Source organism: Trichocoleus sp. AS-A1 (assembly GCF_039962015.1).
GTDB lineage: Bacteria > Cyanobacteriota > Cyanobacteriia > Cyanobacteriales > FACHB-T130 > FACHB-T130.
This window is the reverse complement of record NZ_JAMPKG010000003.1, coordinates 120,785-134,898: the sequence shown is the minus strand read 5'-3', so window position 1 is coordinate 134,898 and position 14,114 is coordinate 120,785. Positions and strand designations below refer to the sequence as shown.

Below are 14,114 nucleotides of genomic sequence, written 5' to 3'. Positions count from 1 at the left end.
TTCTAAATGCTACAGTTCTAATTGCTACAATAACTCAAGGCAAAGTTGGCGGAAATGGTCGCCGCGTTGCTCAAAATTTTGGTATTGATCGAAACTGGCACAGGCTGGAGAAAGTAAGACAACTTTAGCGCCATGAGCTTGAGCTAATTCAGCCGCTCTAGAGACAGCCTTCTCCATTGTTTGTACAATTTCGTAACTGGAATAGCCAACGTCTTGTAGTCGCTGGGAAAAAACAGTGGCGGCGTCACCGATGAGTAATACGGCGGTGGCTTTGGTTTGAATCGTCTCTAGCCAACTGGTGTCATCACCCGCTTTGGCTTCACCACCAGCAATTAAAATCGCGGGACTGTTAACGGAAGCTAATCCAACTTGGGCGGCGTCGTAGTTGGTGGCTTTGCTGTCGTTGATAAAGTCAATCCCCGCCAGCGTGCAGATGTGTTCCAGGCGATGGGGAACGCCGGGGAAGTTTGCGATCGCTTCTTGGATTGCCTCTTTCTCAATTCCCGCCAGTCTCGCCGCCGCTACCGCCATCAGCAGATTTTGCAGATTGTGTTCTCCCACCATCCGCAACGCCGATGCTTGCACGATTTTTTCACCTTGTTTTTCAGCTTGTGGAGATTCCATTTGCGTCTCTACAACCCAACCGTCTTCGATGTAGAAACCTTTCTCCCCAATCAAATCGGCTTTATTCACACTTGTCCAGTAAGCATTGGGAAAGCGATCGCGTGCAGTTTTCCGCAGTTCGGGATCGTCTCCGTTCAATACTTGCTGCTGAGACTGACTCAGTAGATGTGCCTTAATGTTGTAGTAGTTTTCTAGGGTTTTATGACGGCTGAGGTGATCCGGCGTAAAGGTTGTCCAAACCCCGATTTTCGGAGCAACTGTAGCAGAGGACTCGATTTGATAGCTGCTGAGTTCTGCAATTACCCAATCTGGAGGCTTTTCCGCCAGCGCTAGTTCCCCAGCAGCATAGCCGATATTGCCGCAGGCGGGAGCATGGAAATTAGCCGCTTGAAAAATCGCAGCCACTAAAGCTGTGGTGGTGGTTTTGCCGTTAGTACCAGTAATGCCTACCCAAGGACAAGATTGGAGATGTCGCCACGCGAGTTCTATTTCTCCAATTGTCTCGATCCCTAGCTTCCTCGCTTCTACTAATATCGGCGCATCCCAAGGAACGCCGGGACTGACGACTATCATCTGGGGTAAATCGGTACCGTTGAGTTCCAAGGAATAACCCAACTTTACGGTAATTCCCTCGTTTGCAAGCTGCTGTTGTTCTTGGCGGAGATTTTCGGAAGAGTTGCGATCGCTAATCGTCACCGCCCAACCGTCCCGTTTTAACAACCGTGCAGCGGCAATTCCCGATTTTCCCAGACCGATAATATGAGCGATGGGCATAAACTCAATGGCAGTGCAAAGTCCCTGGTTTAGCAATCCTGTATCATACCGCGATAACGATATTTAAAAACTCATTTCCTACCAATAGCCTCCTTCCTGATTCTTCCTTCGCGCCCTATAGCGCTAACGCGCATGGCTCCGCTAGTGCGCCTTCGCAGTTTTTTTTCTTCCTAATTTCTGCTTACTCCCCAAAATCAAACCCATTAACTTCCGACTAACTCTTCACAATCGCCCCAAAATCAGCCAACACGCGGGCATGATTCCGGAGCAAACCCAGAATATTCAACCGATTGCGCTTGATATTGGGATCGGCATCCATCACCAAAACACTTTCAGCACCATCAAAGAAAGTGCTAACAGTCGGAGCAATTTTTGCCAAACCATCCACTAATAGCTGGTAATTTCTCTGTTCTTGAGATGCTTGAGTTTGCGGAACTATCTGCACTAAAGCATCATAAAAAGCTTGCTCTGATGCTTTCTGGAATAGTTCTGGGCGCACCACCGTCTTTGGTTCCAACTGGGCTTTATCTAAATCCCCTTGGGCTGCTAAACGAGTCGAACGGTTGACCGTTTCGTAGATTTCATTCAGCTTGCCATTATTGCGAATTGTCTGGAGGAATAAAGCGCGATCGCGTACATCCAATAAATCCTTTAACGCTCGTTCTGTATACTCCGGATCGTTTTCTCCCAGAACTGCATTCACCAAGTCATAATCAGTATTTTGCTCATCTTGTAGGAGATTGCGGATGCGTTGTAAGAAGAAATCCAGCAATTGCCCTACTAATTCCTTCGATTTCGTCTTGGGATATTTAATAACAAATTCAACACAAACTATTTGCAGCAATTGATACAAATTAATCGGTAAATCTGCTGTCCAAGTGATATTAATCACTGCATTCGCTGCACGACGTAAAGCAAAAGGATCGGAAGAACCTGTGGGCAGCATTCCCAACCCAAATATACTGACCAAAGTATCCAACCTATCCGCTAAAGCGACAACTTGCCCGGTTATCGTTTGGGGTAAAGAATCCCCTGCACCTCGCGGCAAATAATGCTCAATAATTGCCCTTGCCACAGCCTCCGGTTCGCCACTTGCCAAAGCATATTTCTGTCCCATGATGCCTTGCAATTCGGGGAATTCTCCCACCATTTGAGTTACGAGATCCGCTTTACATAGCAAGGTAGCTCGTTCGATGTTGTTCCTTTCATCCACTCCTAATTGCAGTTGCTCGTTAATGTGACCAGCAATTTTAACCAACCGTTCCACTTTTTCCCGAACTGACCCTAAAGATTCCTGAAAGGTTACTTTTTCCAGTTGAGGTAAATAGTTCTCTAAAGATTGGGACAAGTCAGCTTTATAAAAATACTGACCATCCGCTAATCGTGCCCGAATTACTCGTGCATTTCCTTCGGCGATAATGTCCGACTTCGCCGGGTCGCCATTAGAAATTGTGATGAAATAGGGAAGTAATTCTTTAGATTGTTCAGTTTTGAAAACTGGGAAATAACGCTGGTGAGTTACCATCACTGTGGTAATTACTTCAGTCGGAAGGCTCAAGAACTCAGAATCAAATTTTCCGACAACTGCTGTGGGAAACTCTACTAAATGAGTGACCTCTTGCAGCAAATCTCGATAGATTTCGGTGTATCCATCCATCTTTTGAGCCGCAGCCTGGACTTGCTCTTGAATTTTGGTTTGACGCGATTCTGGATTCACTTCTACCGAAGCAGAACGCAAGCAATCGACATAATCATCTGCCTGAGAAATTGTCACAGATTCGGGGTGCAAAACCCGATGAGCGCGTGTAATGCGATCGCTCTTAATCGTCTCCGAACCATTGACTAACTCTATCGGCAGTACGGCATCATTTAATAAAGCCACCAACCACTCAATCGGTCGCGGAAACTTGATGTCCCCATCCCCCCAGCGCATCAACCGCTTGCCTTCTAATCCAAAAATCCACTGGGAAACTAACTGGGTAAGAATTTCAGCAGTTGGGCGTCCGGGGATAGTTTGGCGGACAAAGACAAAATCACCTTTGTCGGTGGGGCGAATTTCTAAAGCGTTGACTTCCACACCCAACTTCCGCGCAAACCCTTCTGCTGCCTTTGTTGGTTGCCCATCTTTAAACGCCGCCTGCGCGGGTGGCCCTTTGACTTCTTCTTCTCGATCTGGTTGCTGAGTCGGCAATCCTTTAATCAGCACCGCGAGGCGTCTAGGTGTGCCATAAACTTCAATCGCCTCGTGATCCAAGCTATTTTCGGTAAGACTGGCAGGAATGCGCGATCGCCATTGCGCGATCGCATCGTTCACAAAGCTTGCAGGTAATTCTTCTGTACCGACTTCCAATAAAAATGTACTCATAGAACACTGTCTTTTAATGATTCAGGGGCTGGACGGACTGTTACCAGTTAGTTTAAACAGTTTACCGCGCTGGGAATCCAGACAGGCTGCATCTAAAACGATGTCGAGTAGAGGCACAGCAATACCGTGCCCCTACTGGTAATCAGGTTGAGGAAGCGATCGCCTCCTCCGTACCCAGATTTAAGTCGATCTCTCCGATCGGGAACGTGGATTAAATCAACTTACACTCATTCACGCATTCACGTTCTGTAGGGGCATGGCATTGCAATGCCCCTGCCATGCCCCTACGCAAAACAATCGGAGCGCGATCCTGACAAAACTTCGATACCTCACGCTTCTAAGGGGTGGAGAGCCACTAAAGACTTAAATTTTGGCGTCTCCATCAAAGCCGGATTCAGCCCAAACCAGCGCCCATTCTCATCCCGATATTCAAACACAAACATACTTCTGAGTAGCGTCTGATATTCTTTATCGCCCTTCACATTTTGCTGCTGCACCACCCGAAACAATAAGTCCCACTCTTCTTCGTCAATCGCCAGCGCCAAATCATCGCGGTATTCTTTGATTACATTCTCCAAACAAGCACGGGAGAAGGGGGGATCTTCTTGCTGAAGACAGCTGTAAAGCAATCCCAGTAAGTTCCGCACATGACCGCCACTGACCCGGCACAACCGATCCAGCGTTTCAGAAGCATCAAAAACCTTGGTCAATAGCTCTAGGTGCTGCTGTTCGTTCGCTTCTGGGAAGGCTCGTACCATCACCATCTTTCGCAGCAACGTCATTCCTGCCTCGCAATCCCGACCATCGCGGTTCCGCACCGGCACCATTGGCAACACTTTGGGAGCCACCCCACCCCCCAAACGATTCTTCAAAGCTTCGTAATCGTTAGAGAAAATTAAGGACAAGGGGATCGTGTAAACGACATGGCAACTCAAGCGGCGTAACTGTGCGCCCCGGTCGATAAACAGGTATTCTGGCAGGGTACCTCCCGAAGGCATCGGTCGAGGATCGACCCGATCCAAGTTATCGATAATCACCACCAAGCCTTTTTGACCGCGTCGCTTCAGTTCTTCGTTCGCCCGTTTCAGGATTTCTTCATTGATCGCTTTTAAAAAGCCTTCGGTGCGGGGTTCTAGGTACTGCCGCAACTGATCCCGCAGCTTAGGGCTATCTTTGGTTTTGGCAGTAATTTTGCCAATCCCCACAGACAATTGGGCTTCAGCGGAGACATCAATCGGAGTCTGCAAGATGTCTTTGATCTCGTTGAAGAGGTTAGAAAAGTAACTCGGTTTGAGTCGAATTTGAATTTCTTCCAGGCTTTCACTGACTTGACGCGCGATCGCCAGCAAAATATCGCTGATATCGATATTCGCCATGTCTAATTCTTGACTGGACTCGAAATAAACCACATGAAATTGCTGCCGTTCTAACTCGGCTTTCAAGCGAAATAGCTCTGTAGACTTCCCACAGCCGATGTGTCCGGTAAATAGCTGACTGGTGGGATCGTCGGGTGAAATCCGGGCAATGGTTCGCCCCACCGCCTCAATAATTTTGCCACCTCGCACCGCTGAGAAATCGATATAGTAGGGACGATCTTCCGCCCTAGAGAAGATGAGCGTCTTCGCAGGGTTACAAGCCTTATAGAATCTCTCCAAATCCAATTTCATGCCGACCTCTTGAGTATGCAGATCAATCCCTGTACTGATTTTTGTACTGCTAGACAGCTTCCGTTAAAGCGACCCTAGTCGGACTGGAGGGGCGCACCCCTCTTGCACTGAGATAGATACATCCTGGTAGAGTTGAGGGGATTTGAGAGGAATGCTTCGCCCTGAGTCGTATAACCACCGGCTACTTTGCGGCTATAACGCGATCGCTCTCAGCTTGGTTCTCAGATGCGCTTCGATTCAGGTCGAATTGCGATGATTGCCTCGCCGAATCGTGCCGAGTGAGCCAAAAAGCGATGGAAAAAGCCCAGATTTTGGCGGCGAAGAGCGATCCCCAATTTTAAATTCTTTTTCCGTAGGCTAAACAGAGTTCATAATGACCCGGTCACGTTAATATTTAGACGTTAGAATTTCCCGCTACAGTTCCTGATGAGCCGTACTGAAAAGAGAAAGAGATTCTGTTAACGTCCTGTTAGATGAAATTGCCGAGCGAACCGATCGTGACTTTCTCCCCGGTCAGCGGATTGGCGAGCATAGGGCGATAGCCCCGTCAGGAGGGGATAGTCGGAACTCCCAAGCGCTCTGTTTAAGTTAAAGAAGGACGCGCCTAAACTTACGGCGAACCACCATCAAGCTGTGTTGAGTGCAGTCTACCTCAAGCACCACAAACTCCCGATTGAGAAGTTAGGATGACAAGCATCGCATCAGTATCACAAACCGAATTGAGCCAACGGCGTCAAAAACTACGTCGCCAACGACGGATAAAATCTTTTCAAGCGATGTGGCGAGCGATCTTCGTCGCCGGTTTAGCAGGCAGTTTAGTTTGGGTGACAACTTTACCTGCTTGGGTAATCCGCAAACCCGATCAAATTGCGATTGAGGGCAATAAAACGCTTTCAATCCAAGCGATTCGGTCGCTGCTGCCTCTATCTTACCCTCAGTATTTGCTGCGGCTACAGCCGCAAATCATCGCCGATAAGTTGGAATTACAACCTGCCATCAAGGAAGCTACCGTTACCCGGCAAATGTTGCCGCCAGGACTCACCGTACAAGTTACGGAACGACAGCCAGTCGCGATCGCCCTCCGCACGCGCACGCGCCAGACTCCTGCTTCCAGCCAAACCTCCTCAAATAGCAAAACGCGATCGCAGCCAGGATTGGGATTGTTGGACGAACAAGGCGTCTGGATGCCCTTAGAAAGCTACACCGAACTGGAGCGCACCATTCCCTTGCCGACCTTAAAAATCATTGGCTATCGGGATGAATATCGCCCCTACTGGTCGGCACTTTACCAAGCCGTTAGCCGCAGTCCGGTCAAAGTATTTGAAATTGATTGGCAAAACCCAGCCAATTTAATTCTGAAAACCGAGCAAGGATGGGTACATTGTGGTGCTTACACTTCTCGGTTTGCCTATCAGCTCACCGTCCTCGATCGAATGCGAGATTTGCCAGCACATTTTTCAACCAGCGAAATTGCCTATATTGACCTCAAAAACCCCGAATCCCCAGCAATTCAAATGAAAAAAGGCAACCCTTCCAAAAAAACCAAAACCTTATAAGCTTGGAAGGAACGCGAGTTCTGGCTTTAGGCAGAAGGCGTCTTTTGAGCTAAATTCATTCTTCATCCTGCCAAGAGCGCATCTACTTTACGAATATCCTTCATCTTTTAGTAGGATCAGCCTTCAGACAGTTGACTCCAGACCTCTTCAAGAACGTCAATGCACTATGACTCTCATTGGTTTTAAGGGTCAACTTACCCTATAGTTGACTCATATCGCTACCTAAACTAAAAAGTTGTTTATTGACCCTTTCTATTGCAATGACGCTCAATAGTAAACCAGGGCTTGCCCACCAAAACTCAAATCCCTCAGGGAACGCAGGTCGTTCACCCGCAGTGGACGGCGCGAATCCTTTTAATAACACCGTGTTACATTTAGGCCATAATCACGATGCTAACGGAACACCCAGGGAAGAATCTAGGAGTGACAACATCGTGCTAGGTAGCGTCGCCAAAATTAAAGTCATTGGTGTTGGTGGGGGTGGGGGCAATGCGGTGAACCGCATGATTGCCAGTGATGTCAGCGGCGTAGAGTTTTGGTCAATCAATACTGATGCCCAATCGCTGTCTCACTCCTCAGCTGCTAAACGCTTGCAAATGGGACAGAAGTTAACGCGAGGTTTAGGTGCTGGAGGTAATCCTGCCATTGGTCAAAAGGCAGCGGAAGAATCGCGCGACGAGATCGCTCATGCCTTAGAAAATACCGATCTCGTATTTATTACCGCTGGGATGGGAGGCGGTACGGGTACGGGTGCAGCCCCGATTGTGGCAGAAGTTGCCAAAGAAATGGGAGCCTTAACGGTGGGCGTTGTCACTCGTCCTTTCACCTTTGAGGGACGCCGTCGCACTTCTCAGGCAGATGAAGGCATTGCCGCTTTGCAGGGTCGGGTAGATACGCTCATCGTCATCCCTAACGATAAGCTGCTGGCAGTGATTCCAGAAACCATGCCGGTTCAAGATGCTTTTCGAGTAGCAGATGATATCCTGCGTCAAGGTGTGCAAGGGATATCGGATATTATTACGATTCCCGGACTGGTCAATGTAGACTTTGCAGATGTCCGAGCCGTGATGGCAGATGCGGGATCGGCAATGATGGGGATTGGCGTGGGTTCTGGGAAATCGAGAGCTAGAGAAGCCGCCGTCGCCGCAATTTCCTCACCGTTGCTAGAGTCTTCGATTGAAGGAGCCAGAGGGGTTGTCTTTAACATTACCGGCGGTAGCGACCTGACGCTGCACGAAGTGAATGCCGCAGCCGAAACAATCTATGAAGTGGTCGATCCGAATGCGAATATCATTTTCGGGGCAGTGATCGATGACCGGATGCAAGGTGAGGTAAGAATTACCGTCATTGCGACTGGATTTAGCGGGGAAACTCAGTCTACACCGGCGGCGAGGGAGGCACGCACTTCCAGACAGCCACAGCGACCCATTGCACCGTCACCCGTTCCTCCTTCTACCCCCACGTTTGAGCCTAAACCTCAACAACAAGGTGGAGGATTGGATATTCCGGAATTTCTCCAAAGACGGCGTCCGCAACGCTAGAAGAATTAAAAATTAAAAATGGAACATTTCCTTTTTAATTTTTAATTGATGCGTGGGCAATCCAGCCTTAGTTAGCAGGGTGCGAAATTCTTCTAAACTTCCACGAAGCCGATTGAATTCGGTAGAAGTTCCGAATTCAATGATTACCTGTCCCAAAAGTGGGAAGACTTGACTGATTACAGGAGCGATCGCTACATCCATGCTCTCACGCCGCACGAATTTCCCCTCCTAAACTGGAAATCAGTGCGGCTCATCGTATATTTCCTCTAATTAGGTCTTTAGGCACATAACCCAGTTCTACCCGCTTCTCAAGGGCAGCATTGCAATAATTTGCCGACGATCAGCAAATTGTAAATTGAGCAGCACTCGATTTGCAGCAATTTGTAAAATCTAATCATTCAATTCAATTTAGATTGGGATTGGTTTCATCAAAATTTAGAGTAAAAGTAATTGTTAGTAGTCCTTCATTTGCGGGTATTAACTAATTACCCATTTCGCTTACCCATTCCTCATTCCTATGACCGTTAAAAACCCTTCAAGCGTACCTGTTGCTCTCACAATTGCCGGTTCTGATAGCGGCGGCGGTGCTGGCATTCAGGCCGATTTACGGACATTTGCCTTTCACTGCGTTCACGGCACCAGTGCTATTACTTGCGTGACAGCGCAGAATACGCTGGGAGTCACGCGGGTGGATGCTTTACCGACAGCAGCAATTGTCGCCCAGATTGAGGCTGTGGTGACGGATATTGGCGTCCAAGCAGCGAAAACGGGGATGTTGCTGAATGGGGAGATTATTGCGGCTGTAGCGCAAGCTGTGGAAGCTTTCAAACTGGACAAATTAGTCGTCGATCCCGTTATGGTATCGCGCACGGGTGCCCAACTGATTGACAATGACGCTGTGGCAACGTTGCGGGATGTCTTAATCCCCAAAGCAGCGATTGTGACCCCCAACCGCTACGAAGCTCAATTACTGAGCGGATTGCCGATTCATACCTTGGATGATATGCGCTCTGCTGCCCAACGGATTTATCATTTGGGAGGTGGTGCGGCTGTATTAGTGAAAGGAGGCGGAATGGAGGGGAATCTACGCGGCATCGATATCTGGTTTGATGGGCACCATCTGGAAACGTTAAAGACCGCTACTGTAGAGACAACAAACACTCATGGCACGGGGTGTACGCTCAGTAGCGCGATCGCGGCTAATCTAGCCTTGGGCAAAGATCGGTGGTCTGCGGTTCAAAAAGCCAAAGATTATGTCACCACTGCTCTAAAATACGCTTTAGCCATTGGTCAGGGTCAAGGGCCAGTGGGACACTTTTTTCCCCTCCTACAATCGGAGAATTAAAACAATCGGAGAATACAAAGGTTATAGCAATGACACCGTAAAGATCGATTGGGGCACATTCCTAGTTGATTAAATAGCAAATTTGTTAAAAAATGGCTGTCAGAGTCGCCTCACTTTCCATTATTGTTGCCTTACCAAACTTAAACTAAATCCATGATGTCTAATCCCTCGACCCGCTCGCCAATGCAAAATGCTTATATTTCTGAGCAGACTCCCCAAAGCCCAATGAATACCTACCGTCCCTCAGTGCCAATTTCGGTTTACAAAGAACTCTCAGCAGAGTTACAAACAGCGCAAGCGATGCTGGACTCGCTGAATTCCCAAAATCAGCAGTTAGCCAAAGAAAATCAACAGCTGCGCCAAGAAATCGAAAAAGTTGTTCAGTCAGCTTTGCACGCACAACAGGTAGTAACTTCGTTTCCGTCCGGGGGTCGAGTTGAAGTTCCCCCTCCCCCCATTGAACCGGAAATTCGGACTGGATCAAACGCAACACCTAAGCGGCGTCCTCCGCAGCCTCCTCGTCCTCCTCGTTCGGCTGCGATCGCTCCGCCAGTGGAAGTTCTACCTCCTCCCCCTCCCAAAGCTGAACCAGCACCACTACCTGATTTTTCAGAAAGCTTGGTAATCGAACAAGAAGAAGGTCGGTATCGTCGCCCAACTCAGCCAGAGCGTTCCGCAGATGTGAGTGGCTGGTGGTTAATCATCGTCATCTTTTTGATTGTGGCGACAGCGTTTGGCACTGGCTTTTTGATTGTGCGTCCGCTTTTGAATAATAGTCGTTGAGCTTGCTGGTTGACGGCTGAAAGATTAACTCTGCTAGGAGTCGGAAGAACCGGGTGCATCTGCCTGGAACAACCGCTTTGATACAAATGGGGAAAATATTTCCAAACCCGCGCATCTTCACTGTACTGTCAAGTCAAACGCTGTCTAGTCAAACGCTGTCAAGGTAACGAGTCAGCGATATCCAGAGAAACCCCTTAGTTAGGGTTGGCATAATGGATGCCTCTGGTGGGAGTGAAGAGCAATATGTATCATATAATACAAAAATCTTTGTTTGAGCAGTGATAAAACATAGCCGCCGCTTTACGAGTACCTTTGGTTGTACAAATTGATTGTACAGATCAAATCCAGAACGAACTGAGGAGTTAGAAGCTTGAAAAAAGTTGAAGCGATTATCCGGCCTTTTAAACTCGACGAAGTTAAAATTGCGCTAGTCAATGCGGGAATTGTGGGAATGACCGTTTCTGAAGTCCGAGGATTTGGGCGGCAGAAAGGTCAAACCGAACGTTATCGCGGTTCCGAGTACACGGTTGAGTTTCTGCAAAAACTTAAAGTAGAGATCGTTGTTGAAGACAGCCAGGTTGATATGGTGATTGAGAAAATCATTGCCGCTGCCCGAACGGGTGAAATCGGTGATGGTAAGATTTTTGTCAGCCCGGTAGAGCAGGTCATCAGAATTCGGACGGGGGAAAAGAATCTGGAAGCTGTCTAAGTCAGGACTGAGGACTGAGGGCTGAGGACTGAGGGCTGAGGACTGAGGACTGAGTCATCAAGGTTAGAGGTCAGGAGTCATTAAAAATCAGAAATTAGAATTTTTGGCGATCGCAAAATTCTGATTTCTGGTTACTGGACTTCTAACTTCTGGACTTAACCCTCAGTCTTTAAAGTCTGTAGCTGGGGTAAGAGAATTTTAAAAGCTTGACCGCGATGGCTCCACTGGCGCTTCAACTCAGGAGTCATTTCCGCAAAGGTCATTTGCTCTTTGGGAACGTAAAAAATTGGATCGTAGCCGAATCCTCCCGTACCGCGAGGGGCGTGGAGAATTTCGCCGTGGCAAACTCCTTCGGCTTGCAGGGCGATCGCGCCATCGGGACGAGCGATCGCGATCGCACACACAAATTGGGCTTCCCGATTCAGTTCGTTGCCAAGTTCATTCAACAGGCGTTCAATTCGATCGGGGTCGGTTTTGCCGTAACGAGCGGAATAAATACCAGGTGCGCCCTCTAAGGCGTCTACTTCCAAGCCAGAATCATCTGCGATCGCCCACTCTCCAGTCGCCTCTGCCACCTGGGATGCCTTCAGACAAGCGTTAGCCATGAAGGTGTCACCCGATTCCTCAATCTCCAGTTCCTCTGGCTTCAGGGTCAATTCCCAGCCAAATCCGCTTAAATACTTCTGCATCTCTCGCAGCTTGCCTGGATTTCCCGTAGCGACTACCAACACAGTCATCGCGATCGCTCCCTTGCTGAAATAAATAAATGCCTACACGATTATAGAAACCTGTTTTTGCAGAAGTTAAATTTTTTGGCTGGCGATCGCTATCTGAAACTTGTAAAAAATCACCCATTCAGGTGAACGAAACAGCGGAACTAACTCGCACGATAGCAGCGTCAAGCGTTTTATCTGCTATATGCATTCGATGAGCGTTGGAGTGCCGCTCGTCTCACCTAACACGCTCTCCGCTTGCAAAAACAACTCTATTGAGGTTTCTATGAGACAGATTTTCAAAAATCACTCCAAACCCGTAAACCCCGGTGAAACAGTTCACCAGTCCGAGCGAATTTTTGCCGTTTTAGTTCTAACTGGCGTCCTGTCTTTAGGCGCAGGTCTGACACTGTTACAAACCGCATTTGCTGCCCCAGCCGGACTTTCTGAGTCTATCACCAGACTGGTTAAGGTTAAAGACCAGAAAGTGGGGCAAAATCTTGACCGTAAGCAAGCTAATCGCTTACCGCCTCGAATTGCTAACGCTGTTCGTCAAGATTTGTCGCGTCAAACTGGCATCGCTCCAGGAAAGCTCAAAATTACTCAGTTTAGTCAGGAAACTTGGAACGATGGCTGTTTAGGACTTCCGAAATCGGGTGAATTTTGTACTCAAGCATTAGTTCCCGGTTGGCGTGTTGTCGTGTCTAGCAATAACAAAACTTGGGTCTATCGCACCAATTCTACAGGGCAAGTTTTACGTCAAGAAAAGTCGAATACTCCTGGCAGTAACATCCCCGGAAACTTCCCCAAATCTGTTGCCAATGCTGTGATTTCTGATGCCTCCACGCAGCTGGGTTTGCCGGTAAACCAGATTCGCGTCGTCCAGGCCGAACAGAAGACTTGGCCTGATGCGTGTCTAGGGATTTACGCACCTGATATTTTGTGTGCGCCAGCGACAGTAGAAGGGTGGCAGGTGACGGTAGAAGCAAGCGGAAAACGCTTGGTCTATCGCACGAATGCAGCTGGTTCTGTCGTGAAGGTGGATCAACTCGCGAGTTTGCCGAATTCCGTTCGAGATGCAGTCTTAAGGGAAGCTTCCAGACAGTTCAAAGTGCCCACTACCGAACTCAGCATCGTTCAAGCTCAACAGTACAATTGGGATAGCTGTCTGGGTTTGGGCGGTATTAACGAGAGTTGTCTTACTAATGCAATACCTGGGTGGCAGGTAACTGTACAAAGCAAGCTACAACTGTTGGTTTATCACACCAACAGCGATGGTTCCATTATTAAGTTCAATCAAGCAGCAAGTAAACTAAGCGATGCTGGCATCCTCAAGCCAATGCCAATCCCGACTAGCGAACTACCACCATCCTTAGATAAAAATGTGGTGTTTCGAGCGATCGCCAGTGGCGGTTTTGCTGGCAGAACCTACGAAACTGTTTTACTCAATGACGGAAGCTTGATGCGGGTTCGCATCGGCGATGCTAATGACTCCGAACGTAGCGTTCTCCGCATTCCTGTGCAACAGGTACGACAGTTTCAGCAATTGCTAGAACAGCAGCAATTTGCCCAATTTAAGAACCTGAGTTACCCAGCACCCAGTGGTGCTGCCGATCACATCACCTACACCCTTAGCAGCCGCAAGGGTACAGTTCGCTACACCGAGATTAATCAAGGGAGTTTGCCTGCACCTTTAGAGAAGGTGATCCAAACCTGGAATCAGCTTGGCAGCAGCGCCCAAAGATAAGATCGGGCAGAATCTAGATACTCTCATTCTTAGCCAATAGGGAAAGCAGCCCCAGTCTGGGGCTGCTTTCCCTATTAGCTGATATCTTGCCAGTGAAGCAACTGAATAACACAGGGATTGCTGTTTGGCGATCGCTAAACAATTCCGGCTACCGATCCTTGAGGAAGGTGTTTTGGCGATCGCGACGACTTTTCAAGGGTTTCAAGAGTTTTAGAGAGTCTTGCCAATCGGTATTTTTGCAAAAGCTCCCCTGAGCGCACTTCACACCCAACAATGAAAGTCTCTGTAGT

11 protein-coding genes are annotated in these 14,114 nt (G+C 48.3%); 6 read left to right on the top strand and 5 right to left on the bottom strand.

Features of this window, described 5'->3' with window-relative positions:
* Window positions 1-24: 24 nt before the first annotated feature.
* The 3 genes from murD to NC994_RS03945 all read right to left on the bottom strand — a co-directional run bounded on the left by murD (window position 25) and on the right by NC994_RS03945 (window position 5,430).
* Entirely contained in the window at window positions 25-1,398 is a 1,374-nt protein-coding gene (gene murD, locus NC994_RS03955) for a UDP-N-acetylmuramoyl-L-alanine--D-glutamate ligase (protein WP_190434380.1), read from the bottom strand.
* Between the two features lie 214 nt (window positions 1,399-1,612).
* Entirely contained in the window at window positions 1,613-3,763 is a 2,151-nt protein-coding gene (glyS, locus tag NC994_RS03950) for a glycine--tRNA ligase subunit beta (protein WP_190434378.1), read from the bottom strand.
* Window positions 3,764-4,092: 329 nt separating this feature from the next.
* Window positions 4,093-5,430 (bottom strand): P-loop NTPase fold protein, encoded by a 1,338-nt coding sequence (locus NC994_RS03945; RefSeq protein WP_190412310.1) that lies wholly within the window; start codon window positions 5,428-5,430, stop codon window positions 4,093-4,095.
* A 686-nt stretch (window positions 5,431-6,116) separates the two neighbouring features.
* Here NC994_RS03945 and NC994_RS03940 point away from each other — a divergent pair.
* Together NC994_RS03940 and ftsZ are read left to right on the top strand one after the other, a co-directional pair.
* Window positions 6,117-6,986 (top strand): FtsQ-type POTRA domain-containing protein, encoded by an 870-nt coding sequence (locus NC994_RS03940; protein ID WP_190434376.1) that lies wholly within the window; start codon window positions 6,117-6,119, stop codon window positions 6,984-6,986.
* Between the two features lie 260 nt (window positions 6,987-7,246).
* A complete protein-coding gene (ftsZ, locus tag NC994_RS03935) occupies window positions 7,247-8,527 on the top strand; it encodes a cell division protein FtsZ (protein ID WP_190412850.1) in 1,281 nt (426 codons plus the stop codon).
* A 12-nt stretch (window positions 8,528-8,539) separates the two neighbouring features.
* On the opposite strand, the gene NC994_RS03930 is transcribed toward ftsZ, so the two are convergent.
* Window positions 8,540-8,743 (bottom strand): hypothetical protein, encoded by a 204-nt coding sequence (locus tag NC994_RS03930; RefSeq protein WP_190412312.1) that lies wholly within the window; start codon window positions 8,741-8,743, stop codon window positions 8,540-8,542.
* 301 nt (window positions 8,744-9,044) lie between these two features.
* On the opposite strand from NC994_RS03930, the gene thiD reads away from it, so the two are divergent.
* From thiD to NC994_RS03915, 3 genes are all read left to right on the top strand, one after another.
* Window positions 9,045-9,872 (top strand): bifunctional hydroxymethylpyrimidine kinase/phosphomethylpyrimidine kinase, encoded by an 828-nt coding sequence (thiD, locus tag NC994_RS03925; protein WP_190429434.1) that lies wholly within the window; start codon window positions 9,045-9,047, stop codon window positions 9,870-9,872.
* A 153-nt stretch (window positions 9,873-10,025) separates the two neighbouring features.
* A complete protein-coding gene (locus NC994_RS03920; RefSeq protein WP_242030402.1) occupies window positions 10,026-10,655 on the top strand; it encodes a hypothetical protein in 630 nt (209 codons plus the stop codon).
* Between the two features lie 370 nt (window positions 10,656-11,025).
* Window positions 11,026-11,364 (top strand): P-II family nitrogen regulator, encoded by a 339-nt coding sequence (locus NC994_RS03915; protein ID WP_190412314.1) that lies wholly within the window; start codon window positions 11,026-11,028, stop codon window positions 11,362-11,364.
* Between the two features lie 155 nt (window positions 11,365-11,519).
* On the opposite strand, the gene rdgB is transcribed toward NC994_RS03915, so the two are convergent.
* Window positions 11,520-12,101 (bottom strand): RdgB/HAM1 family non-canonical purine NTP pyrophosphatase, encoded by a 582-nt coding sequence (rdgB, locus tag NC994_RS03910; protein WP_190434374.1) that lies wholly within the window; start codon window positions 12,099-12,101, stop codon window positions 11,520-11,522.
* Between the two features lie 262 nt (window positions 12,102-12,363).
* Here rdgB and NC994_RS03905 point away from each other — a divergent pair, with 262 nt between their 5' ends.
* On the top strand, window positions 12,364-13,824 hold the full coding sequence (locus NC994_RS03905; protein WP_199299553.1) for a hypothetical protein: 1,461 nt from the start codon (window positions 12,364-12,366) through the stop codon (window positions 13,822-13,824).
* Window positions 13,825-14,114: the final 290 nt, after the last annotated feature.